22 protein-coding genes are annotated in these 24591 nt (G+C 43.0%); 11 read left to right on the forward strand and 11 right to left on the reverse strand.

All coding sequences use genetic code 11. The features are described 5' to 3' along the window. Position 1 precedes the first annotated feature (1 nt). Complete coding sequence (locus H571_RS0101910) at positions 2 to 1660, reverse strand: ATP-binding protein (RefSeq protein ID WP_036217260.1); 1659 nt, start codon at positions 1658 to 1660, stop codon at positions 2 to 4. A gap of 33 nt (positions 1661 to 1693) precedes the next feature. Further along, positions 1694 to 2413, reverse strand: coding sequence for a response regulator (locus tag H571_RS0101915; RefSeq protein ID WP_027847831.1), 720 nt, complete (start codon positions 2411 to 2413; stop codon positions 1694 to 1696). 457 nt (positions 2414 to 2870) lie between these two features. Between H571_RS0101915 and H571_RS0101920 the strand changes: the two genes are divergently transcribed. Together H571_RS0101920 and H571_RS0101925 are read left to right on the forward strand one after the other, a co-directional pair. Further along, positions 2871 to 3596: an SH3 domain-containing protein gene (locus H571_RS0101920; protein WP_169445755.1), complete on the forward strand. Its 726-nt coding sequence runs from the start codon at positions 2871 to 2873 to the stop codon at positions 3594 to 3596. 26 nt (positions 3597 to 3622) lie between these two features. Then, positions 3623 to 4243 carry a flavin reductase family protein gene (locus H571_RS0101925; protein WP_027847833.1) on the forward strand — a complete coding sequence of 207 codons (621 nt, stop codon included), beginning with the start codon at positions 3623 to 3625 and terminating at the stop codon, positions 4241 to 4243. Between the two features lie 8 nt (positions 4244 to 4251). Here H571_RS0101925 and H571_RS0101930 read toward each other — a convergent pair whose 3' ends face one another. The 4 genes from H571_RS0101930 to H571_RS0101945 are packed head-to-tail and all read right to left on the reverse strand — an operon-like array spanning position 4252 to position 7725. Beyond that, positions 4252 to 4812 (reverse strand): winged helix DNA-binding protein, encoded by a 561-nt coding sequence (locus H571_RS0101930; protein ID WP_051168074.1) that lies wholly within the window; start codon positions 4810 to 4812, stop codon positions 4252 to 4254. 31 nt (positions 4813 to 4843) lie between these two features. Next, positions 4844 to 6142 (reverse strand): TRAP transporter large permease, encoded by a 1299-nt coding sequence (locus tag H571_RS0101935; protein WP_245562315.1) that lies wholly within the window; start codon positions 6140 to 6142, stop codon positions 4844 to 4846. 9 nt (positions 6143 to 6151) lie between these two features. Then, on the reverse strand, positions 6152 to 6691 hold the full coding sequence (locus H571_RS0101940; RefSeq protein ID WP_027847836.1) for a TRAP transporter small permease: 540 nt from the start codon (positions 6689 to 6691) through the stop codon (positions 6152 to 6154). Between the two features lie 38 nt (positions 6692 to 6729). Then, positions 6730 to 7725 (reverse strand): TRAP transporter substrate-binding protein, encoded by a 996-nt coding sequence (locus tag H571_RS0101945; protein ID WP_036217263.1) that lies wholly within the window; start codon positions 7723 to 7725, stop codon positions 6730 to 6732. Positions 7726 to 7947: 222 nt separating this feature from the next. Here H571_RS0101945 and H571_RS0101950 point away from each other — a divergent pair, with 222 nt between their 5' ends. Genes H571_RS0101950 through H571_RS0101960 form a run of 3 tightly spaced genes read left to right on the forward strand, consistent with a single transcriptional unit; the run spans position 7948 to position 10347 of the window. Continuing rightward, on the forward strand, positions 7948 to 8685 hold the full coding sequence (locus tag H571_RS0101950) for a 5-oxoprolinase subunit PxpA (RefSeq protein ID WP_027847838.1): 738 nt from the start codon (positions 7948 to 7950) through the stop codon (positions 8683 to 8685). Next, positions 8685 to 9380: a 5-oxoprolinase subunit PxpB gene (pxpB, locus tag H571_RS0101955; RefSeq protein ID WP_027847839.1), complete on the forward strand. Its 696-nt coding sequence runs from the start codon at positions 8685 to 8687 to the stop codon at positions 9378 to 9380. Before H571_RS0101950 ends, pxpB begins: the two co-directional genes overlap by 1 nt. Next, entirely contained in the window at positions 9373 to 10347 is a 975-nt protein-coding gene (locus H571_RS0101960; RefSeq protein ID WP_036217266.1) for a 5-oxoprolinase subunit C family protein, read from the forward strand. The genes pxpB and H571_RS0101960 overlap by 8 nt, the downstream gene beginning before the upstream one ends. A 32-nt stretch (positions 10348 to 10379) precedes the next feature. Here the strand turns inward: H571_RS0101960 and H571_RS0101965 are convergent, their stop codons facing one another. Further along, positions 10380 to 11357 carry a malate dehydrogenase gene (locus tag H571_RS0101965; protein ID WP_027847841.1) on the reverse strand — a complete coding sequence of 326 codons (978 nt, stop codon included), beginning with the start codon at positions 11355 to 11357 and terminating at the stop codon, positions 10380 to 10382. Positions 11358 to 11585: 228 nt separating this feature from the next. On the opposite strand from H571_RS0101965, the gene H571_RS0101970 reads away from it, so the two are divergent. The 6 genes from H571_RS0101970 (at position 11586) to H571_RS13870 (ending at position 19358) form a co-directional block, all read left to right on the forward strand. Further along, on the forward strand, positions 11586 to 13490 hold the full coding sequence (locus H571_RS0101970) for a DNA topoisomerase III (protein ID WP_027847842.1): 1905 nt from the start codon (positions 11586 to 11588) through the stop codon (positions 13488 to 13490). 88 nt (positions 13491 to 13578) lie between these two features. After that, positions 13579 to 13977 carry a gamma-glutamylcyclotransferase family protein gene (locus H571_RS15400; RefSeq protein WP_051168075.1) on the forward strand — a complete coding sequence of 133 codons (399 nt, stop codon included), beginning with the start codon at positions 13579 to 13581 and terminating at the stop codon, positions 13975 to 13977. A gap of 66 nt (positions 13978 to 14043) precedes the next feature. Beyond that, complete coding sequence (gene sbcD / locus H571_RS0101980) at positions 14044 to 15261, forward strand: exonuclease subunit SbcD (RefSeq protein ID WP_027847843.1); 1218 nt, start codon at positions 14044 to 14046, stop codon at positions 15259 to 15261. Then, the gene (locus H571_RS0101985) at positions 15261 to 18686 is read left to right on the forward strand and encodes an AAA family ATPase (RefSeq protein ID WP_027847844.1); all 3426 of its coding nucleotides are present in this window, start codon (positions 15261 to 15263) and stop codon (positions 18684 to 18686) included. The genes sbcD and H571_RS0101985 overlap by 1 nt, the downstream gene beginning before the upstream one ends. Before the next feature lie 229 nt (positions 18687 to 18915). Further along, positions 18916 to 19128 carry a hypothetical protein gene (locus H571_RS0101990; RefSeq protein WP_027847845.1) on the forward strand — a complete coding sequence of 71 codons (213 nt, stop codon included), beginning with the start codon at positions 18916 to 18918 and terminating at the stop codon, positions 19126 to 19128. Then, entirely contained in the window at positions 19125 to 19358 is a 234-nt protein-coding gene (locus H571_RS13870; RefSeq protein WP_051168076.1) for a hypothetical protein, read from the forward strand. The genes H571_RS0101990 and H571_RS13870 overlap by 4 nt, the downstream gene beginning before the upstream one ends. A 131-nt stretch (positions 19359 to 19489) precedes the next feature. Here the strand turns inward: H571_RS13870 and H571_RS0102000 are convergent, their stop codons facing one another. The 4 genes from H571_RS0102000 to H571_RS13875 all read right to left on the reverse strand — a co-directional run bounded on the left by H571_RS0102000 (position 19490) and on the right by H571_RS13875 (position 24553). Continuing rightward, positions 19490 to 19798, reverse strand: coding sequence for a hypothetical protein (locus tag H571_RS0102000; protein WP_027847846.1), 309 nt, complete (start codon positions 19796 to 19798; stop codon positions 19490 to 19492). Beyond that, positions 19795 to 20019, reverse strand: coding sequence for an addiction module protein (locus H571_RS0102005; protein ID WP_027847847.1), 225 nt, complete (start codon positions 20017 to 20019; stop codon positions 19795 to 19797). The genes H571_RS0102000 and H571_RS0102005 overlap by 4 nt, the downstream gene beginning before the upstream one ends. A gap of 369 nt (positions 20020 to 20388) precedes the next feature. Further along, complete coding sequence (locus tag H571_RS0102010) at positions 20389 to 23736, reverse strand: DEAD/DEAH box helicase family protein (protein ID WP_027847848.1); 3348 nt, start codon at positions 23734 to 23736, stop codon at positions 20389 to 20391. A gap of 10 nt (positions 23737 to 23746) precedes the next feature. Beyond that, complete coding sequence (locus tag H571_RS13875) at positions 23747 to 24553, reverse strand: hypothetical protein (protein WP_245562309.1); 807 nt, start codon at positions 24551 to 24553, stop codon at positions 23747 to 23749. Between the last annotated feature and the right edge of the window lie 38 nt (positions 24554 to 24591).

Below are 24591 nucleotides of genomic sequence, written 5' to 3' on the forward strand. Positions count from 1 at the left end.
CCTATTGGGGCGGCACTTGTAAAGGCGGTAGTTTATCAGACTGGGTGCGAGGAAAAATTAAACTGAAACGAGCGCCTAGCAAGTCAGGGCTACGATCGACTAAAGCTGTCCCTCTATGCCAGTAAACGATGCGCTGCACTATAGATAAGCCTAAGCCATAACCACCAGAACTACGTGTACGGCTATCATCTAGGCGAGAGAAAGGCATAAAAACACGCTGACAATCTTCTTCAGGTATTCCCGCCCCATCATCTTCAACATCCACACGAAAGCTGTCATTTTCTAGGTGGCAGCTAATACGTATTTGTTGCTTTGCATAGCGCACTGCATTGCCTATTAGGTTTTGTACTGAACGCTGAAAGTAGCGGCCTTCTATATCGACTTTGGGGCTAAGGTTGGCTGGGTTATTTACAATGAAGCTAATGTTTAAATTAGGGTTGGTACGCTCAAAACCATACAAAACTTCACTAATTAACCCAGTAACATCTTGGCTAATAAACTGTAATTGAAGTTTTTCTTGTCCTAAGCGGGCATAGGTTAAAATTTCATCAATAAGCGTGTCTAGCTCATCTATATCGTGATCCATACCGTCAATTTGCTTGGCAAGCATTTTATGAGGGCTGCCTTCTTCACTTAAGTCTTCAATCATTTGTAGGCCAAAGCGTATTCTGGCAACAGGCGTGCGTAGCTCGTGAGATACAGCATGAATCATTTCTTGTTGCGTGCGTAATAGGCGCTGTAGCTGCTCTGCCATACGGTTGAAAGCAAGGGCAAGCTTGCCTATAAAGTCATCGCCACTAACTTTAACGCGAGCATGAAGGTTGCCTGCTGCTAACTGGGTTGAAGCCCTTTCTAAATGGCGTAGGCGGCTTTCTAGGCCATACAAAAACCACCAGATAGATGCTGCCAGCATAAGTAGCGAAGCTAAAAACACACTAACAACCAAAAGTGTGGGATAGCTATTAAAAAGTCGTACTGGGCCAACCTTTAACCAGCTAGAGTCGCCTAGCTGAATATAACTAATAATGCTGCGTTCTTTGTCTAGGAAAAGACTGACTTGTTCGCCCCTAGCTAAACGACGCTTTTGCAGTTGATCTGTTGTTTCAGGCAGGACGGTTAAAAGCTCTAAGGGGTAAGAAAAGTGTTGGCTAAGCTGGGTAAGTCGTTGTTGTCTTAGTTCAGTTGGAGTGCGTTGTAAATCACGCAATACAAGGTAAGTAGAAGCACTGGCTTGTTGTTCGGTAACTCTAGATAGCTGGGTTACTAGTAGCTGCTTAGAAGTGTGTGTAGGGAAGAGCAGCTTTATAGGGTCAGTTTCATTAATAACTAAAAGGCGACCTTCTTGAAGACGGTTTAATTGGCGTCTGCTTAAATCCTGTGTATTTAAGTCGCTAATTGTAATGTTTATACCAAGGGTTAGGTTTATTTCTTGCAGCCACTCGGTTTCATGGTTAGCAGGAACCTGTGCAAAGTCTTCTACTAGGGTGGCATAAAGTCCAGATAATAGATCTTCATGGTAGGCTTCAAGGCGAATTTGATTGGAGAGGTTGACTAAAAAGACACTCAGTAAAAGCGTGCCTACAAAAGCACCCAACACGCCTAGGTAAACACGTAAAAAAATATTACCTAGGCGCTTATGTTGACGATTAAAACCTAACATCAGCTTTTAGTTAAATGCTTAGCTAGAAAGCTATTAAAGTTCTTTAACAAAAAGGTAGCCCTTGCTGCGTACAGTTTTTATACGGCGTGGGTGCATGGGGTCATCACCAACTTTAGGACGGATTCTAGAAACACGCACATCAATCGAGCGGTCTTGCCCATCGTATTCTATGCCACGTAAAGCAGTAAAAATTTCTTCACGCGTTAAAACACGGCCAGCATTGGAGGCGAGCAACCAAAGCAGATCGAACTCAGCACTGGTTAAATCGATGGTTTCAGTGTTCAACCAGGCTTCACGCATAGACGAATCGATAACTAGGTCACCAAAATCTAAGCGGGCTGCATGAGTGGTTGTGGTATCAGGTGCAGCGGTTTGTGCCTCAGCACGACGCAATAAGGCGCGAACTCTAGCGAGTAAAACCCTAGGACGAACTGGCTTGGCAACATAGTCATCTGCGCCCATTTCTAAACCAACTACTTGATCCATGTCGTCGGTACGGGCCGTGAGCATTAAAATAGGAATGTCTTTTTCCATTTTAACCTTGCGACAAATGCTTAAGCCATCTTCACCTGGTAGCATTACATCGAGAATGATTAGGTCTGGTTCTTCGCGAAAAATTCGCTCAACTGCACGTGAGCCATCGCCTTCAATGGAAATTTGAAAACCATTACCTTCTAGGTATTCACGGGTCAAGGTTGCAAGACGAGCATCATCTTCAACAATCAAAATATGGGGTGATTGGTGTGCGTCCACTTTATAGGTCTCTCGCTTATATTCCCGGTTTAAAATTAATTTGCTAACAATTTTTTTGGTAGTAGCTAAGCTTCATCATACCGTAATAACCTAGGCATGAAAGGGGTAGAAATCAAATGATTGCCCTTAGAGTAAAAAAATAACCACTTTCACCCTAGGGTTTACAAAACTTTATAAAAAACCTTTACACGGTAAAGAAAAGCAAACAAAGCACTAGAAGTATCCATTTAGGCCTAGAGAGAAAGAAAACAGCTATAAAAACACTGAATAACAGCATATTCCTGCTGTATTTGGCTGGTTATAAAAAGCCTTTACAATACTACTATTAATAAAGCCGCTAAGGTATTTGCGATTATCTTAGCGCTGTGGTTATCTTATGCAACAAACACTAAAGCTCGTCATTAAAAATCAAAAAGAGCAGGCTTTTAAGCAGGTGGATAGGAAAACGATGAAAGGAATGACAAAACAAACCTTACGACTAAAAAAGCGAGTGGTCAGCAGTCTTTTTACCCTGTTTTTTTTATTTACTGCGCCGCTAGTCAATGCAGCAGAAGGCGATATTTGGCAGGTTTCTGTACCTGTTGGTAATGCACGTGCTTTACCACAAACCTCCGCAGATTTAGTTAGCCAGCTGCCTAAAGGCACAAGTGTAACTGAGATGGCACGTGAGGGTATTTGGCTGCAAGTGCAACTGGCTGACGGAACAATGGCTTGGATGCATCAGGTAACGCTTAGCCAGAGTATTGAACTTTTTGGATTAGCGCTGGACTCTGCTAATCGAACGGCAATGCGTAAAGCCATTCGATCAAGCGAAGTTAAAGTGGTAAGAGAGGTTGATACTTACCCTTACGACCTTTACGACCCGAGTGAATGGAAGAAAGGGGCGACAGAGATGACGTTAGGTTACACCCTAAAAGATCAGCTTTTTGCTGTGGCTGAAATTACTTACCGTTCAGAAAAAGATACTGAGCAAGTGCGCCAAGTTGCTGAAGGGGTTCGTAAAGAATTAGGCCCTTGGCAACGTGTACTTGGTCGTCGTGCAGAAGGTCCTGTAGAATTTGAATGGCAACGGGGTGATTTACGTATTTTAGTTCATCGTGGTTGGCCAGATACTACTACCTACGTTGTGTATGAGGTAACTAATCGGCTAAACGAAATGCAGGCCGAGCTACAGCCTCGTTAACAAATATTCTTTTGCTGGAGAATGCAATGCTATTGGATTTAGCCTCGCTAAAACCTAACACCTGTTATCACCTGATGACGCAAACACTAATTCCTCGCCCCATTGCTTGGGTGCTTTCTGCTTCAGATAATGGCGAGCTTAATCTAGCCCCTTTTTCTTTTTTTAATGGCGTTTGTTCAGGCCCACCCATTGTTATGATGTCAATCGGTAAAAAAACAGCCGAAGAAGCCAAAGACACAAGGCACAATATTCTTTCTGGGCGGGAGTTTGTTATTCACCTGCCCGCAATTGCTCAGGCAGAAGATGTAACAGCCAGTGCCGCAACCTTACCTTATGGCAAGTCAGAATTAGAGTTAATAAAAGATAATGAATTGGTTGAATTCCCCGGCTGCCCCTTACCACGATTAAAAGCTGCCCCGGTTGCCTTTCATGCCAAACTGCATGAAGTTCATTATTTAGGCAATCAAAAACAGGCAGTCATCTATGCTGAGCTAATTCAAGCTTATATAGATGATGCTGCTATTGAAGAAGACGAAGAAAAAGGACGCTACCTAGTAGATGCCAAAGCTATTAACCCACTGGCTAGACTAGGCGGTGCAAGCTATACAGGAATAGATAAAATATTTAGTATTGCTCGACCAAAATAAAAAGCTATTTATAGTGAAGCGGCAGACCTTGCCGCTTGATCGTATAAGCCTGAAATACCACGCAACAACACAGCCACTTCACCTAAATCATCCTTACCAAAACCCAGTGTTTTAAGTGAGTCTACTAAGCAGTTTTCTCTAACCTCGCTGTAAACTTTGCAACGCTCAGCACCCTTGTCGGTCACTGAATAAAAGGTTTCTTTACCACGTTTTTCAGATTGAACCAGCTCTTGTTTAAGCAGTTTTTTTAATGAATAAGTAACCGTGTGGGTATCTTCAATATTTAAAACCATGCAAATATCGGATACTTTTTTTGCGCGGCTGCGGTGGTTAGAGCTATGTAATACCAGCACATCTAAAGGGCTCATATCAGGTATTCCCGCAGCACTTGCACAGTGAATCATCCAACGATTAAAAGCATTACTAGCAACAATCAAACCAAACTCCAGCTCAGACAGTTCACTGGAACGGCCAGAAGCCAAGTGCGCTGATGACACTATAGGGCCAATTTTACGGTTTGGCTTAGTTGGCGCTGCTGAATCAAGGTTTTTAGTTGTCTTGTTGCTCATTGTTAGATTTTTTCACTCTAAGTTTTAATGATTAGTTACCCATCTGGCTAGGAAGGTAGGTTACGATTTCCGGGAAAATAGTTATCAATATAACGGCTGATAAAATTAATAGGAAATAAGGGAAGGCAGCCCAAGCAATGCGAAGAATATTCTCGCCTGTTAAGCCTTGAATCACAAACAGATTAAACCCTACTGGCGGTGTTATCTGGCTCATTTCTACCACTATGACTAGGTAAATACCAAACCACAGCGGATCAATGCCTGCTGCTTGCACCATAGGTAAGATAATGGAAGTGGTTAGTACCACTACAGAAATACCATCTAAAAAGCAGCCAAGCACAATAAAAAATAAGGTAAGTACAAATAAAAGCATGTGCGGCGATAAACCAAGTGTACTTATCCAAGCGGCCAGTTCTCTTGGTATGCCTGTAAAACCCATAGAGGTTGTTAAGAAGCTAGCACCAACTAAAATAAAAGCAATCATGGAAGAGGTTTTAACCGTACCCATCAAAGCAGACTGGAAAGTTTTCCAGTTCATTGAGCCGGATTGAACCGATAGTAAGTGTGCTAAAGCAACGCCCACCGCTGCAGATTCAGTGGGTGAAGCTAAGCCAGTATAAATTGAGCCTATAACGCCTACTATTAACAAGAAAACTGGGATTAATGGTTTGCTACGCTTAACCTTTTCTACAAAAGAAAGCTTTTCAGACTCACCCGCAGGTGCACCTTTAGGGTTAAGCAAAGACCAAATAATCACATAACCAGCAAACAGTGCCATCAACATAAGGCCGGGTAAAATACCGGCTACAAATAAACGTGCTATTGACTGCTCAGTGGCTACGCCATAAACAATCAAAATAATAGAAGGTGGAATTAATAAGCCCAGGGTAGCCGAGCCTGCCAAGGTTCCTAATACTTGGTTTTTATTGTAACCACGACGATCCAATTCAGGAATTGTCATCTTGCCTATGGTGGCAGCGGTAGCAGCCGACGAGCCAGATATTGCAGCAAAAATACCGCAGCCCACTATGTTGGTATGCAGTAAACGCCCCGGAATTTTACCTACCCAAGGGGCAATGCCACGAAACATTTCTTCAGAAAGGCGAGAGCGAAATAACACTTCACCCATCCAAATAAACATAGGTAAAGCTGCTAGTTCCCAAGAAACACTGGAACTATAAAAGGCAGTGGCTAAGCTATCGCCAACGGGAATACCGCTAAAGAAAAATAAAGCAATACAACCTATAGCAGTTAAAGAAAAAGCAACCCATAAACCAACGCCTAATAGTGCTAAGAGAACTAGCAATAGGATGAGGGTCATCCAAATCATATCCATCGGTTACTCCTGCGGGGCGTCAGTGTCGAGTTGAGTGATACGACCACTCAATAAAGAAAATAAAGCATCGGTTAATGCAATTAATAACCAAAGCAAACCTAAAGACATACCCACTTGTGGCAACCATAAAGGCACTGGCACCATACCTATAGATAAATCGCCATAATCGTAACTATCAAGGGTTAACAAAACACTAAACCATAAAGCAAAAGCAGTAATTGCCATGGCGATAAGCACCATCAAAGAATCTAACCAGCGCTGTAGCCACAGAGGTAAGCGTTGGATTATAAGCGTTACGCGTATGTGTCCACCTTGCCAGAAGGTGTAAGCCAAACCAAAAAAGGTAGCACCTAGAAGTAAGAAAGCAGATATTTCTGCCAAGCCGGGTAGGTGTAATCCTAAAGGATTAATGCCTACCCAAAGTAATAGTTTATCTAGCACCCGACCGAGCACTTGTAGCACTATAAGCAGCATAATGGCAGTTAAATGAAGGGCAGAAAGCGCACCCCCTAACCGATATAAATTATTAAGTACTTTACGCATTGCCACTCCTGCTCAGCGGGCATTAAATAAACAGTTAATTACTTAGCGCGATAAGCTTTAATAAGCTTCTCACCATCTTTACCAGCACGCTCTAGCCATTCCGCAGTCATAGATTCACCTACTGCTTTTAAGCGCGTCATTAAGGCTTCTGAAGGTTCAGAAATTTGAATGCCGTTATCACGCATAATGGCAATTTTGGCTTCAGTTTCTTCTTTACTAGCAGCCCAACCACGTTTTTCAGCACGCTCAGCAGCGGCCATTACAGCAGCTTTTGCATCATCAGATAAACGATCAAAGGCTTTAGCATTAATGATAACCATGTTCTTAGGTAACCAAAGTTGGGCATGGTTAAAGTCGGTTAGGTAATCCCAAGCACGCGTGTTTGCACCGGTAGAAGGCGAAGTAATCATGGCATCGACACGACCTGTACCAAAGGCTGTTGGAATATCTGGTACTTCAACCTGGGTAGGTAAAGCACCCAGCAAGTTAGCAATTTGCTCACTCGACTTGTTATAAGCGCGCATTTTTACACCGCGTAGCTCTTGACCCGTTTTAACAGGAAAGCTGGTGTAAATACCCTGAGGAGGCCAAGGCACTGCAAACAATAGCATTAAACGTTGCTTTTCTAGGCGCTCTGAAAGAATGCCTTTAGAAGCTTGCCATAAGTCCCAAGATTCTTCGTAGTTGCTTGCCAGGTAAGGCACAGAGTCAACTTCAAAAAGCGCATCTTCATTGGCAAGGCGCGACATAATAACTTCGCCGATAGGTACTAATCCACGACGAACGGAATTTTTAATGTCGGCATGTTTAATGAGTGAGCCACTGCTATGAACAGTAATATCTAGCTCGCCATCAGTGGCTTCACGTACTTCATCTGCAAACTGCTTAATGTTGACGGTATGAAAGTTAGTGTCACCGTAAGGGGTAGGCATATCCCAGTCTGCAGCTTGTAGGCTGGTTGCACCCAAGGTTAGAAAAGCGGCTGCGGTAAAATATTGCAGCTTACTTTGTAGTTTTTTTGCTTTGAAAATCATAATGTTAATCTCCGGTCGACCACTAATTATTATTTTGAAGACAGCCTATTCATGCTTTAGGTAAGCAGTCTCTAAGTGAAAGCTAGCTGCCTAGCTTTCCAGTGTCAAACCTTTTGTTAAAAATTCATAGATAAATATTCTTTGTAATACAGGTAATTTATCGATAAATTGTTAAGGTGGTAGGTTGTTGAATAGCTAATAAAGTAAGGGAGAGGTGAGCTAATGCTATTAAATTGTGATTTAGGTGAGAGCTTTGGTGCTTGGACTATGGGGCTAGATGACCAAGTAATGCCCTTAATAGACCAAGCCAATATTGCCTGCGGCTTCCATGCAGGTGACCCTAGTGTTATGCAAAAAACTGTACACCTAGCTTTAGCCCAAGGCGTTAGCTTAGGTGCGCATCCTGCTTATCCAGATTTGCAAGGTTTTGGCCGCCGCTCTATGGCCTGTACACCCGAAGAAATTACCGCCCTAGTGCTTTATCAAATTGGAGCGCTACAAAACATTGCTGCATCAGAAGGTGGCAAGCTAAGTTATGTAAAACCTCATGGTGCGCTTTATAACGATATGATGCGTGATTCAAAAGTGCTTAAGGCAGTTATGCTGGCGGTTAAAAAATCACCGTTACCCTTAGCGTTAATGGCCATGTCGACAGCAGATAATAGCGCCTTAAAACAGCTGTGTGCCGATTACCAAGTTCCTCTTTTATTAGAAGCCTTTGCTGATCGAGCCTATGACAAAGCAGGCTTTATTGTTTCTCGTTCCACCCCCGGTGCGGTTTATCACCAACAAGAAACCATAGTGGAACAGGCAACCAAGTTAGCGGCAGGAAAAGCCATTCAAACCTTAGAGGGTGAAGATTTAATCTTAGAAGCAGATACGCTTTGTGTGCATGGCGACAACCCAGAATCAATAAAAGCGGTAAAAGCCATACGCGCAGCCTTAGGAGAAAAAGCCTAATGCATTGGCGCTACGATATAACCGGCGTTGATACGGTAACCCTGCATTTTGGTGAGCGTATTGAGCTAGCCTTAGTGAATCCAATTCAACAAGCGGCTCAGGCCTTGCGTCAGCAGCTAGGTGCTCGCCTATTAGATGTAGTGCCTTCTTATACCTCAATTATGCTGCGCTATAATCTATTAAAAGATGACCTTGCCAGCTTAATGGCCGATGTCGCCCCGCTGTTAAATAATCTATCCACAAGCACTAACAGCCAGTTAGCCACCAATATTATTGAAATTCCTATTTGGTACGATGCAAAAGTCGGCCCAGATTTACCACGCATTGCTGAACTGGCAGGAATAACGGAACAGCAGGTTATAGAGCTTCATTCTAGTCAGCCTTATCAAGTTTTTGCGATAGGTTTTGCACCAGGCTTTGCCTATTTAGGCGAAGTACCAGAACAACTAGCCGCGCCACGCCTTGCCACACCAAGAATCAAAGTGCCCGCAGGTAGCCTAGGCATTGCTGATACCCAAACAGCGCTTTACCCCTTAGCTTCACCTGGTGGCTGGAATTTAATTGGCCGCACACCGCTTACACTTTTTGACCCTAAGCGCGAACCCGCTAGCCTTTTAAATGCAGGGCAGCAGGTTAAGTTTAGAGCCATAAATTTTGCTGAATACCAAGCCTTAGGTGGGCAGTTAGATGACTAAAACAACCAAGCCAAAAAACGGGTTAGAGATTATTAATGCTGGGTTTTTAACCCTATTGCAAGATGCAGGGCGCAACCAAGTAATGCACCAAGGGCTTGCCAATGGTGGCGCGATGGACAGGCACGCTTGGGCTTGGGCCAATCGTTTGTTAGGTAATAATTACAATACACCTGCTTTAGAAATTACCTTTGGTGGTTTGCAACTAATAAGCCAAGTAGCAACACGCATTGCCATTACCGGAGCAGAGGTTCCCTTTACAATTAATGGCCAGCCACAAGCTTTATGGTCGAGCATTAATTTAATGCCCGGCGATAAGTTACAACTTGATGCCCCTAAAGCAGGCTTGCGTAGTTATTTAGCTGTGGGTGGTGGTTTTAGTGTGCCGCAAAACCTAGGTGGTAGCTGTGCAACCCTAGTGCGAGAAGGAACGGGTGGGCAGAATGAAAATGGTCAAAAAGTTGCAGAGGGTGATTTATTACCTTGTCAGTCTTTAACAACTAAAGAGCTAGCTCAGCAATCTTTTAAAGTACCGGCAGCTAACATTCCAGACTATAAACAACCATTATTACTCGATGTAATTTTAGGTGCGCAGGTCGATCGTTTTCCTGCCGCAAGCTTAGCGCGTTTTTTTAATGAAACTTATCGCCTTAGCCCACAAATGGATCGCATGGGTGCACGTTTAGATGGCCCGCCTTTAAAGGTTATTGGCGAACGATTAATTTCAGAAGGAATAAGTTTAGGTGCAATACAGGTAACAGCCGATGGTCAGCCAATTATTTTGTTGAATGATCGACAAACGATAGGTGGGTATCCAAAGCTGGGTGCTGTTACACCCCGCAGTCTAGATGCCTTAGCCCAACGCCTGCCCGGCAGTGAAGTGCGCTTTAAAGCAGTTAGCCTTCACCAAGCCCAGCTAAGAGAAAAAGAGTTTTTACAGTTTTTTAATAAAAAAAGCCCTACAAAATAAACTTTGTAGGGCTTTAAGCGTTTACCTAACTATTAAAGTAGGTGTGCAACGCCTTGTTTTTCTTGCTCTAGCTCATCCAAAGTAACATTAATGCACTTTTGGCTGAACTCATCAATTTCTAAACCTTGTACGATTTCGTATTCGCCATTAGCGCAGGTTACTGGGAAACCAAACATGGTGCCTTCAGGAATACCGTAAGAACCATCAGAAGGAATACCCATAGTAGTCCATTCGCCATTAGTACCTAACCACCAGTCATGAATGTGGTCAATTGCAGCGTTAGCCGCAGAAGCTGCAGAAGATAGACCACGCGCTTCAATAATTGCCGCGCCGCGCTTACCAACCGTAGGTAGGAAAACGTTAGCATTCCACTCTTGGTCGTTAATCATATCTTTAACGCTTTCGCCGTTAATGGTGGCAAAACGGTAGTCAGCATACATGGTTGGGCTGTGGTTACCCCAAACACATAGGTTTTTAATGTCTTTAACTTCTTTACCGGTTTTTTCAGCAACCTGGCTTAGTGCACGGTTGTGGTCTAAACGCAGCATGGCAGTAAAGTTTTTAGGGTTTAGGTCTGGCGCAGACTTCATAGCAATGTAAGCATTGGTGTTAGCAGGGTTACCTACCACCAAAACTTTAACGTTACGGTCAGCAGCAGCATTAAGAGCGCGGCCTTGAACAGTGAAAATTTCAGCGTTAGCAGCGAGTAGATCTGCACGCTCCATACCCTTTGAACGTGGGCGAGCACCAACAAGAATAGCTACCTGAGTGTCTTTAAAAGCCACTTCTGGCTCATCAGAAGCAACCATGCCTGCTAACAAAGGAAATGCACAGTCTTGTAGTTCCATCATTACGCCTTTAAGCGCGTCCTGTGCTTGAGGTAAATCGAGCAACTGCAAAATAACAGGTTGATCCTTGCCAAGCATTTCGCCACTAGCAATACGGAACAACAAAGCATAACCAATTTGGCCAGCTGCGCCTGTAACAGCAACACGTACGGGTGCTTTCATTGTGCGTCTCCAAGTTTTAACTACTGAATAAATCTGTGAGAATTTGGGGCTCTTGTATGCTAAACCCTAAAAATAGGAAATAGAATTTTACCAAAGCCAGCGAATTAAGTACAAGACTACTAAAGGTATAGGTGAATTGAAGACGTTTCTAAAAAAGCGGGTTGTAATTGAGCTAAGCTTAGTAGCTATCTAAATTGCGCGTGAGAGAGGTTTAAGTAAAGGTAAACCATGATTTTATATATCGCCGAAAAGCCTAGCGTCGGTAGAGCTGTTGCTGATGTTTTTCCTAAGCCACATAAAAGGGGTGATGGTTTTATTCAGCTTGCCAATGGCGATGTAGTCACTTGGTGTATAGGTCATTTACTAGAACAGGCCGAACCAGAAGCCTATAACCCCGACTATAAAAAATGGCGCAAAGAACACCTGCCCATAGTGCCAAGTGAATGGCAATACCAAGTTAAGCCCGCCACTAAAAAGCAGTTTAATGTGGTTAAAAAGCTAGTTAAGCAAGCCAAAGTATTGGTAAATATGGGCGACCCAGATAGGGTCGGGCAAATTTTGGTGGATGAAATTATTAACTATTGCCAAGTACCCCAAGCCAAACGCTTAGCTGCTCAGCGCTGTTTAATTAGTGATATGAACCCAGCGGCAATTAAGCGTTCTTTAAAAGATATGCGCCACAATGTGGATTTTATTCCCTTAGCCACTTCTGCTTTAGCCAGAGCACGTGCCGACTGGCTCTACGGCATCAACATGACTCGTCTGTGTACTTTACAAGGCCAAGTTTCAGGTTATCAAGGCGTATTATCGGTAGGTAGAGTACAAACGCCCTTATTAGGCTTGGTAGTACACCGAGATTTAGCCATAGAAAAGTTTGTCAGCAAGCCTTTTTACGAAGTGTTTATTGAACTTCAAACCGACCAAAACCAAACCTATACCGCCAAGTGGAAACCTAGCGACGCTTGCCAAGCTTATATGGATGAAGAGGGGCGAGTGTTATTAAAAAAGCTAGCAGAAACGGTCATCAACAAAACCCTTAACCAAACGGGGCAGGTGGTAGCTGTTAGCGAAAGCGTTAAAAAACAAGCTGCGCCCTTGCCCTATAGTTTGTCTGCCTTGCAAATTGATGCATCTAAACGCTTTAATTTTAATGCCCAAAAAACCCTCGATATTTGCCAACAGCTCTACGAAACCCACAAGCTGATTACCTACCCACGTTCAGATTGCCGCTACCTTCCTAAAGGGCATTTTCAAGAAAGAAATACTGTTACCCAAGCCATAACTAAAACCAGCCCAGCACTAGGTAAAGCCGTAGAACAAGCAGATTTATCGTTGAAATCTAAAGCTTGGGATGATGCCAAAGTAGGCGCACACCATGCAATTATTCCTACCAGCCGTGCTATGGATGCTAGCCATTTATCCAAAGATGAACAGAGAATTTATGAGCTGGTTGCCAGACAATATCTAATGCAGTTTTACCCGCCTTTTACCTACCAAGAAAAACAAATTGATACTCAGGTGAGTGGTGGACTATTTATTAGCCGCCAAAAAGAAGTGCTAGATAAAGGCTGGAAAAACCTGCTGCCCGAACGCCCAGCCGATAAACAAGACCCAGAATTTGCTCCAGTGCAGCTACCTAAGGTAGTTAAAGGCGAAAGCGTTTTATGCATTGATGGGCGATTGGATGAAAAACAAACCAGCCCACCCAAACACTTTACCGATGCCACGCTACTGGCCGCCATGACAGGTATAGCCCGCTTTGTTGCCAACCCAGACATTAAAAAAGTGCTGCGAGAAACCGATGGGCTAGGCACAGAAGCCACCCGTGCAGGCATTATAGAGCTACTGTTTAAACGCGGTTTTTTAACCAAAAATGGCAAAGAAATTCATGCCACACCCATTGGAAGGCAACTTATTTTAGCCCTACCTGAAGCCATGGTGGTACCCGATATGACCGCCCACTGGGAAGCCCAACTAGAAGCCATTGCTGAAAAACGCCTAAACTACAGCCAATTTATGCAGCCCTTGCTAGAAGGCTTGTCGCAACTTATTAACCAAGTAAACCAAATACAATTTGCAGGACTAAAAGGCCAAGGCACAGCACCAAGGCGGTATAAGAGGAAAAGGAAATAAGCTTTTCCCTTGGCTTATTTTCCTGCGACCTTTTTTGTCGCTGCTAGGGTTTAAACTTATCTCAGTTAAATAATTCAAGGGGTAATTTATGACTAATAACCAAGCCAGCCAGCAAGAAAAAAACTACGTTTTAGTTTACGGTACGCTGCGCAAGGGTGGCTACAATCATGGCCTAATGGGTGAAGTAGAAATTTTAGCAAACTTAAAGCTGGCTGGTTTTAGCATGGTTAGTCTAGGTAGTTATCCAGCTGTTTACATGAATAATCAAGCAGACAAAGCTATTCATGCCGAGCTTTATCTAGTAGACGAGGCAACCTTTGCAAGGCTAGATCAGCTAGAAGGCTACCCAGACTTTTATAATCGTAGCCAAATTGAAGTAAAGCTAGCTAATGGGCAGCCAATAAAAGCTTGGATTTACCACATGAGCCAAGAAGAATTATCAGACAAAGAGCCTGTAGAAGAAGGTGATTGGTTAGCTAAAAGCTAAGGTAATAAAGCTAAGCACTGCTGCTACACCGCTAAAATAATAATGTTCAAAATAGGGAAATAATTCATGCGTATTCTTCACACCTCAGACTGGCACCTAGGCCAGCATTTTATGGGCAAAACCCGTGAAGCTGAACACCGCGCTTGGTGTGCTTGGCTTGTTCAAACCGTGGTTGAACAACAAGCCGATGCACTCATAGTGGCTGGCGATATTTTTGATACCGGCACGCCGCCCAGCTACGCCCGCAAACAATACAACCAATTTATTCTGCAAATGAAAGCCACCGGCTGCCAGCTTATTCTTCTGGCTGGCAACCACGATTCAGTCACCATGCTTAATGAAAGCAAAGACCTTTTAGCCGAACTAAACACTCAAGTGATTGCCAGCGTTAGTGACAACCTAGACGAGCAACTGATTCCACTTAAAAAACGCAATGGTGAACTAGGCGCAGTACTTTGTGCCGTGCCTTTTATTCGTGCCAGAGACATTCACTACAGCCAAGCCGGACAAAGTGCCGAAGAAAAACAAGGCAGCCTACAAGCAGCTATTACTGAGCATTACGCCCAACTTTTTGCTAAAGCTACTGCATTTTGTAAAGAACAAAACCTTCAATTACCCATCATAGGCACCGGCCATTTAACCACTGTAGGCGCTAGTTTAACGGAATCAGTACGCAACATTTATGTGGGTAATTTAAGCGCCTTTCCCACCAACGCCTTTCCAGCCTTCGACTATCTAGCCCTAGGCCATATTCACCGCCCACAAAAGGTTGGGGGTGAAGAACACCTTCGCTACAGCGGCTCGCCCATTGCATTAAGTTTTGATGAAACCAACCGCCAAAAAGAAATCCTTTGTGTCGATTTTGATGCCACCGGCCTAACCGCTGTAACGCCCATTCGCATTCCCAGCTTTCAGCGTTTAATCGCTTTAAAAGGCAACCTCGCCAGCCTAAAAGAACAACTAAGCCAACTGGCTAAAGAGCTAGCACCCGAACCCAAAGCTTGGCTAGAAGTGACGGTAGAAGAAGAGGACTTTTATTCAGACCTAAGTGAAAGAGTTAACCAGCTGTGTGCCGATTTACCGGTAGAAGTATTAAGAGTGCGCCGCCAGCGTAAGCAACTAGCCACCAGTTTAAGCTATGAAACAGGCGAAGTTTTGGCAGAACTCACCCCAGAGGATGTGTTCGCCAAACGCCTAGCCCAAGAAACCTTAACGGATGAACAAATAACAACACTTAAAGGCTTACACGCCCAAGTGCTAGAAGCTTTGCAGGAGGCAGATTAATGAAAATTTTAAGTGTGCGTCTTAAAAATATTAACGCCATAAAAGGCGAATGGAAAATAGACTTCACCCAAGAACCTTTTAACGGCAGCAGTCTGTTTGCGATTACCGGCCCCACGGGTGCAGGAAAAACCACCCTGCTAGATGCCATTTGCTTGGCGCTTTATCACCGCACGCCTCGCCTTAGTAATATTTCCAAAAACACCAATGAATTAATGACCCGCCACACAGCTGACTGTTTAGTCGAAGTTGAATTTGCTGTTAAAGATAAAAAATATAGGGCCTTTTGGAGCCAAAAACGTGCGCATAACAAAGCCGACGGCACATTACAAAACGCCAGCTGCGAGCTAGCCTATGCAACGGGCGAAATCATTTCCAGCAAGCTTAATGAAAAAATAAGCAAAGTTGAGGAGATAACCGGCTTAAACTTCGAGCGTTTTACTCAATCCATGTTATTAGCTCAAGGTGGTTTTGCCGCCTTTTTAGAAGCCAACAACAAAGACCGAGCTGGCTTGTTAGAACAGCTAACCGGTACAGAAATTTACGGACAAATTTCTTTGTATGTGCATGAAAAACAGAGAGATTTAAGCCTAGAACTAACTAAGTTAACCAGCAAAGCTGAAGGTTTTCAGCTATTAACGCCAGAAGAATTAACCGCCGCTAAAGAAGAACTAGCCCAATTAACAAACCAAGCGGCAGCACTAAAAAAAGAACAGCAAAAACGCCAAGCAGAATACCAATGGCGAAGCAATTTAGATGAAGCACTGGCTAGCCAGCAACAGGCAGAAGAACAACAAACCAAGGCAGCCGCAGAACAACTAGCCGCAGCACCGGCCATGCAACGCCTTGCCCAACACCAGCCAGCAGCCCAGCTACAACCAGCTTATAAAAACCTACTGGCTAGCGAACAAGCAATAGCGCAAAGCCAGCAAAACCTAAATACTGCTTTTGCAGAAAAAGACCAGTGCCAAAACCAACTGGCCGATTATTCTTGGCAAAGCTACCAATATGCCCAGCAAGCCTTAAATGCAATTAATAACCAGCTAACAGCCACTCGCCAAGAAGAACAAAAGCTATTAGCAGAGGTAGAAAAAAATACCCACCACGGACGCTTGGCAGAATATTTAAACAACTGGCAATACCAGTTTGAACTGCTAACTACCCAGCAACACAATCTAGAGCAAAACCAACAAAAACAGCAAGGTTTTATACAAGAACTAGAAGCCCTTCAAGCAGAAGCAAAACAACTTAGCCGCCTGCTAGAGGAAGAGAAAAATGCCCTAGCACCTTTAAAAGAAGCCAAGCAACAAGAAGAACAAAAGCTTGAACAACTACTTGAAGGGCACAGCCCAGTAAGTTGGCAAGAAGCCTTAAACAACCTGTACCAACAAAACAAACATTACCAGTGGTTAGAAGGCTTTTACCAAACCTTGCTTGCTAAAAATTCAGCCCTAGAAAACCTAGTAAAAGAACAGGCTGGGCTTGCAGAAGCAATTCAGCAACAAGAAAAACAGCGTGCTGCATTACGACTTGCTTATAGCCAAATAAAAGAACAGGTTGACGATAAAGAGCGCCTTTTAAAACAAGAAGAACGCATTGCCAGCCTAGAAACGTATCGCCAACAATTACAAGCCGAAGAAGCCTGCCCCTTGTGCGGTTCTTGCGACCACCCAGCCATAGCAACTTACCAAGCCTTAAATGTATCGGTAACAGCACAAGAGCTGGTGGCCAAAAAAGCTGAATTAGAAAGGGTTACAGCAGAAGGGCAAGCCTGCAGCGAAAAGTTAGCGCGACTTAACAGTAAGCAAGAGTCTTTAATAACTGAGCAAACTAATTTAGAAGAAGAGCTAGCAACCCTTTACGCCACCCAAGCCACCCATTTAGCCGCTTTAAACCTAGCCAGTAATCTAAGTGCTGCCGACTTTACCGCCGCCCACACCAGCTACCAGCAAAACTTAACCGCCAACCAAGCCCGCATAACTGCCATTACACAAGCACAAGCCAGCTTAAAAATAAGCGAAGAGCAACTAGCCACTGCCCAGCAAAGACTGGCCGCTAGCGAACAAAAGCGAATAGAAAAAGGGCATGAATTAACCAACAAAGAACAGCAGCAAAACAGCCTGCAAGAAGCTATAAACAAACAAATAAATGAAAAAGCAGCCCAGCAAGAAAAGCTTAACCAACAGCTAACAGAACTAGGCTACAACTTGCCCGACAACCCACAAACTTGGTTAGCAGCAAGGCAGCAAGAAGCGCAAACTTGGCAAGCCAACACTGCTAAATTGGCTGATTTAAAGCTGCGTATTAGCCAGTTAGCCAGCCAGCAAAGTAGCGCCCAAGAAAGCCTAGCCAACGCCCAAGCTTATTGGCAAAGCCTTGGCCTAGCAGAAAAACCTGCCTGCCAAATACTAGCCGATAGTAAGCAAGCTTTAATAGAAAGCCAAAAGCAGCTAGAAGCACAAAAAAGCCAACTGGCAACACTAGAGGGACAAATTCAAAGCCTAACCAAGCGTTTAGAAGAAGCCCAAGCCGCCCACAAAATACAGGCAGACGATTGGCAACACGCATTACAAGCCAGCCCTTTTGCCGACCAAACCGCTTACCTAGAAGCCTTGCTACCCGCAGCAGAAGCCGAACAACTTCAAGCACAAAAACAAGCCTTGGATGCCGCCCTACAAGATGCCAATACGCTGTTAAAAGCCGCCAAGCAAAGAATAGCCACACTTAACCAACAACCCAAAACAGAACTAGCCCTTGCAGAATTGGCGATCTTATTAGAAGAACAAGAAGCAAAAGTCACCGAACACGACCGCCAGTTAGGGCAGGTCGAAGGCCGCTTAGCAGCCGATGCTAAAAACCGAGCCGCACAAGCAGACCTGGTTAAACAAATTCAGCAAGAGCAAACAATAGTTGACCAATGGAAGCTGCTAGCTGGGTTAATTGGTTCAGGGGATGGCAGCAAATACCGCAAGTTTGTGCAGGGTTTAACACTAGACCATTTAATTGTTTTGGCAAACCAGCAGTTAACTACCCTGCATGATCGCTACCAACTAAGCCGTAACGAAGCAGCCGAATTAGAAATAGAAATTATTGATACCTGGCAGGCCGATGTAAAACGTGGCATTAAAACCTTATCGGGCGGTGAAAGCTTCTTAGTTAGCTTAGCGCTGGCCTTGGCTTTGTCGGAACTGGTTAGCCAAAACACCCGCATAGAATCACTGTTTTTAGATGAAGGCTTTGGCACGCTAGACAGCGAAACCCTAGAAATGGCACTCAACGCCCTAGACAACTTAAACGCCAAAGGCAAAACCATCGGCATTATTAGCCACGTAGAAGCCTTAAAAGAACGCATTCCAGTGCAAATACAAGTGAAGAAAAACGCAGGCATGGGCTACAGCCGATTAGAAGAGCAGTACCGTGTAAGCTAGCCTAGTAGCTGCCCCGCGGTAACTGGTTGTAAGGCTGATCTGCACGCCAAGTCATGTTTAAATTCCTAGCTAATTTAGACACGTATTAAGGAGCCTGCTCAGCAACACTAAATTGTCCAACAACTGTTGGTAAATTAAAAAGCCTCTAGCGACTCTAGTTGTCGCGCTCATGCTTTAATCTGTAATAAGACCAAGGCACAAAGGCAAGCTTAACTTGAAGGGGTATATTATGGCTAACCAAGAAGGTAGGAAAGGCAGCTTTTTCACTAACTGGGGGCAACACCTAAAAAGAGAGTACCTGAAAAAAAGCCAAGAAGAGCGAGAGTTTATTGATAGAAAAAATGCCAAGTTAGATGCAGAAATGGCACCGATGCTGGAAGAGATTTTCGCTAAGATAGAGCGTGAGCAGCAAGAGCAGCAGAATAAGGAAAAAGTAATATGAGCTTAGAAACAACAATAAAAAAACCAGCAGACTGCAGCCAAGAAGAGCTTGCAGACTTCGAGCACTTAATTAATGAAGGTGGTGAAGTTACCGCCGTAGGTTTAAGAGGCCGTATTCTACAAGCTGAAAAACTAGTGCTTATTAACCAAGCTGGTAGGTGCGTTGCTATAGGTGCAATTAAAAACCCTAACCCTGGTTACAAAGCAGGCGTATTTAATAAGGCAGGCTAGTTTGCAACACTAAAATAGAAGGTGACCAACTGTACTCCACTGCACTTTGTGTATAAAGCTTAGGTAGTGAACTTACTGTAATACTTCAATCGATTAGGGTAGAACATTTAAGTCGTTTTTATTTTTTTGCTTTAGGCATGATGCTGATTACGTCTTTCAAGCCAATACTGTGGCCGTCGCCGGTCATGAGCTATAGCCAAAATTTGAAAGCCTGTTAGCTTTTCTCGATATATAATTGATAGTGGGAATTTATCAAGAGGTGCTCGGCGAATATCAGGTTGCAGCTCAACTTGCCAAGCTTTTGGTGACTCACTTATTAGACTGGCCAGAGCCTCAAATTCTTCTATAAAGGCACTACCCAGCCCTGAAACACTCGACTCATAATAGCCGACTGATTCCAAAAACTCAGCTTCCGCTGCTGGATGAAAAAAATAGCTCATTGAATGAGTGCTCTGGCCTTTTTCATAACATCTGCAGCGGGTATCGCTTGAACTGAACCATTATCTAGTTCTTCTGCACGTTGTCTCGCCTCATGCAACCAGTTTGTTTTTAGCTCTTCTGCGGGTGGGGAATCCAAACTCAGCACTAACCGTTGAATCAATTGTGATCGCTCTTCTCTAGTAAGGTGCAGAGCTTCATTTTCAATTTTTTGCAGGTTCATAGATAAAACCTCTTATTAAATCCACTTTAATTTTGTCACGAATAAGCCATTAATGTACAGGTCAAAAAAGCTATGCTACAACCCATGAAAACAATCAAGTTATGCACAAGCTGTTTTAAGCCTTAGGCTACACCAAAACGGGTAAGTCATACCCAAGCCAAAATGGCGACTACTTATTAGCGCTTTATACGAGTAAATAGTTAACACTTAAAGTTTGTAGTAAGCACAGCCTAGCTTTAAAATAATTAGCAATACACCCGCCATGCCTAGGGCTTGCTTGCAAGTTACGCACAAATCGAGCGGGTTTTTATTTCATAAGTAATTACCTAACAAGTGTTAGGCAATTACCTGTTTTAGCTAAAGACTAGACTACTTAACTTTTTCTATAAGCTTTTTAACATAGTCAGGGTCCTCACCACGGAATAAAATATTCCAGCTTTCCATAAGAGCACGGGTAACCTTTTCGCCTTCATATTCTCGCCATTGACTCTCTAATACTGCTGAGTGAGTTTCAGAAATAAGGAAAGCATGCAGTTCAACTTTTGGTTGAGTTGCCTGCTGGTTTAATTTTTCTTCTATACCTTTAATGGTTGAGAAAAAGCGCACTTTGGGGTCGTTAGGGTGATGGTTACGCAGTCCTTTAGGGTCAATAAAAATTACTTTTTGCTGCCCATCTTTTACCAGCCATAAAATAAAGTCTGGGTAAAAGCCCCCATCAACAAACACTCCCACAGCACCTTGCCCAGTTTGGTTGCGTAATAAATACACTTCATAACCAGCAAATAAATTATTGGCATAGGCATTTTGTAGGTCTTTTACAAAGCTTGCTTCACCAAGATTTAATGGCACAGGTGAAACCTTAAAATCCAGCCTATTAGCATCTGTTACTAGGGGTTGATAGAAATGTGGTTCACACCAAATAAACTCTAAACCATCAATAACTTTGCCTTGCCAAGCTATATCATTAGCAGCTAACTTATCTTTAATCGTTTCAAGCTGGGCTAACAAACTAACCGTTTGATTATTAGTATCTTCCACAGCTTTACTAGGGTCTAAAGTAATAATGTAGCTGCCGTTAGGGTTGGCATCATTAACCCCAGGTAGGTGATTATTGTTTTCTGTAATGGAGCGGTATTCTAGTTTGTCGCCTTCCCACTGCTTACGGCGCAAGCCGTAAAACATTTCACAATATTTGCGAAGCAAGCCAATAGCCATATCATGCCAAAGGGTTAGATTCTCAAAGCGTCTTAGCTCCATAGCATCATTCGGTGCTAATAGCTTATACCAGCCAGTTTCGCTAAGCAGCTTGGCAACTACTTCTTCTGTAATAGTTAAGTTAGACCAACGCTTATTACGTTTGAAATCTAATAACTCAAAGTACAAGCGGCGGGTGTCCAATAAAGCGAGGTGACTTATGCTGATTTGCTGGTTTTGTACATCAGCAGCTTGAATGTTGTCTCTTTGGGTAGCAAAGCCTTTAACTTGCGGATAAAAGTCTAAAATAACCCTTGCTGGGTCAACAAAATAGTTCTGCTCGCTAGCCTCCAACTGGGCAGGTGTTTTTAATTCTACCTGTTTTGCTAACTCCAAAAATGCTGTACCCGCACCACCTATAGCTTTATTGGCAACGGTTTCTTTAACTCGAATAATATTAAGGTTATTAGGTAGTTGAGCTTTAGGTGATAAAGGTAAAACAAACTCTTCTAACCCTTCATTAACGGGTATGCCTTCATTTTCTAACTCTTGTCTAAATCTGTCGATATAGTCAGCGTTTTGACCAAAAATGTTCAGGGTTTCTAAAACGCCTATAAAGTTAGGTCGTTCTACTTGGGCACTTTTTAAATGAATGGCTATATCAGAAGAGCGTTTTAGGGTTGTTTTCCAACCTTTTAGGCGTACACCACGTCCAAAAAGCTGAATAATTTGAGCACCTTCATTTTGCCCAATATTCAGCAGGGTCATATTAGATACCCGCCAGCTGCTCCAACCTTCAGTGAATTTTCGTGAGCCTAATAAAAGATTAACACTAGAGTCTGGTTGATTAATGCTATTAAACAGCGATGTACCAAAGCGTGCATCCTGAGCTAATAGACCATGCTCTTCACATAGCTTTACTAGCCTGCTTGCATTACCAACATTGATTACTCCAAAAGGAATAGAGTCTGCACCTGAACGCAAAGCAATTTCACCGGGTACAGCAGTTATGTTTTCAATGTATAAGCGCCCACCTGTTGAATTAAACACTTTTTCTAGTAAATCTGAGTAAATAGTTTCTGCTGTTAGGTTCAGTGTGTTTAGATAGTTGAAGCGTCCGTACAGGTAGTTAACACCCCCTGCGCCCACTAATCCGGTATTTAAAAGTGTATTAATGGCAGCCGTGGTTGCTCTTGCATCGGTCATTACTTTATCTAAAAACTGTAATGACTTAACCATGTCGTTAGCTTCATTGGCACTAAAGCCAGCGGTTACTTTAGAGGTAACAAAAATCCATAGGGGTTTTTCTAAATTAAAGGGGGCAAGTTGTTGGCTTTCATTTTTAAACAAAAGTAATTGCTGATAAAAACTAAGCAGTGATGCAGTGTGGTAAAGAAACCTGCTCTGCTCATTTTCTTCATTAATATTTAAAGCCTGCGACTGTTTGCCGTAACCATCTTCATAAAAGTGCCGGTAAGAATAATCAAACAAAATAGCCTTAGTGTAGGAATCACGCAGGCTAGTACCTAATATGTTATTAGTGTTGTCGTTCATGGCACTTTGCGAAAAAGTGGCTGAGTATTCAAAGGTGAAACCTTCGGAAGCAAGCTTTCTACGGAAGTGGTACCAAACGCCACCATTACCACCAGCAATACCTCTATGACCTTCATCAACCAGCAACAGGTTATTGCTACCAAAAGAATCAACAGCGACTGTTTTATCCCCTTGGGTTTCGGCAAGTTTATTTATATCAATAACCACCACATCACTGGGTAGCAAATCACCACCTTGTGATGAAAACTGACTAGCAACTATGCCTGATTTATCTAGCTCTATAATATGCTGGTGAGTTAACCCTTCGTTAGGGGTTAGCAGAATGATTTTATTAATATCATTGGTTTTACTATAGCGCTGTAAATAAAAGCGGTATTGTAAAATATTGGCGTGCATTACTAGCGTTTTACCTGATCCAGTAGCACTCCAAAAGGCAAGCATATTTAGCTGCTGACACGGGTTATCCTCTAAATTAAAAGGGGTTAAGGGTTGATGCTGAAAATCCTGATGTACCCAAGTTTCATTCCAAAGCGCTATTTGGTTGTTTAAGCCTTCGACTAAATCTTCTGGGCGGGTAAAAAAGTAATCTAAATAAATTTCAGTAAAAAGCAGCATTAAGTATTGAAAATACTTCCACTCGACTGCTTCTTCAGAAGCGTTTGCACGGCCTAAATTAATGGTATCGGTTAGGTTTTTTATGCGTCGGTCATACTCAACTAGCTGCTCATCGGTTAACACAGCATCATTAGTTAAATGTTCACGAATACGTTGAATTAGGTAGTGTTCACCTTCAGCAGTGCGACCACTTATTTCACCTTGCAGTTGAAAGCGCTCCCTAAAAGCTGCAAGGGCAGACATTTCATAACCTTCTGCTAATTCAAAGTTACCGTTGGCACTCTTAAAACCAAAAAGTGAAAAAAGCCACTGATTAAGAATAAGGTGATGACGAAAATCGAGTCTAGTAGGCATCGGTTAATCCTTAATGAGTTGTTTCTGTGTCAGCAAACATTAAACGGTGAAAAGCTTCTTCAATTAGCTGCAGACGTGCTTGTTCCATTAGCTCGCCCTTGCGATCACGGGGAATATGAATGTTATGATCGCCATTGATATAAAGAATATCAATTTCATCATCTTGGCTTTCAGATAAGCGGATTTTTAACTTCTCGACTAGTACAGCATCAAGAACAGCATTGTCGTGTAATAAGCCATCGTCTTCACCAGCAATAACGCTAGGTAAATTACGCCATACGACTAAAACCTGCTGCCCAGCATTATTTTTGCCATAAACCGTACGGAACCACCATTTACCATCTTTTTTTTGTTTAACCTCAGCTTGCAAACGACCAAAATCACCTTGCTTAAATTCAGCATTAAAATAAATCGGTGCGGCAATATGCTCAACCTCTAAGCCAAGTAAATAGTTAAAGGATTCTAATAGGTCTACATTTATCGGTACCGTTTCATCGCCAGCAGCAGAGCGTACATTTAACTGGTATTGGGTAGGGTCTAAAAACTTTTGAGTATTAAGTAAAGATTGAGAATCACGGGTTTCTACATCCAGCATATAGTTCATTACATAAGCTTGGCGCGCTTCATCATTTTCATTGTTTTTAAAAAGTTGTTCTTGGCCTGCACTGCGCTTTAATGACAAGTTGCCTAAAGTATCTTCATAAGATTCTAAGCGGATATATTTAAAACAGTGAGAGATACCGGTATCACGAGCCACTGGCTTGCCATTTTTCCACTCTTGAGAGTAAACAACTTTGGCAAGACGCAGCTTTAACACGAAATCAAAATGATTACCCATTTCAACGAGAATATATT

Source organism: Marinospirillum minutulum DSM 6287 (assembly GCF_000422325.1).
GTDB classification, from domain to species: Bacteria; Pseudomonadota; Gammaproteobacteria; order Pseudomonadales; family Halomonadaceae; genus Marinospirillum; species Marinospirillum minutulum.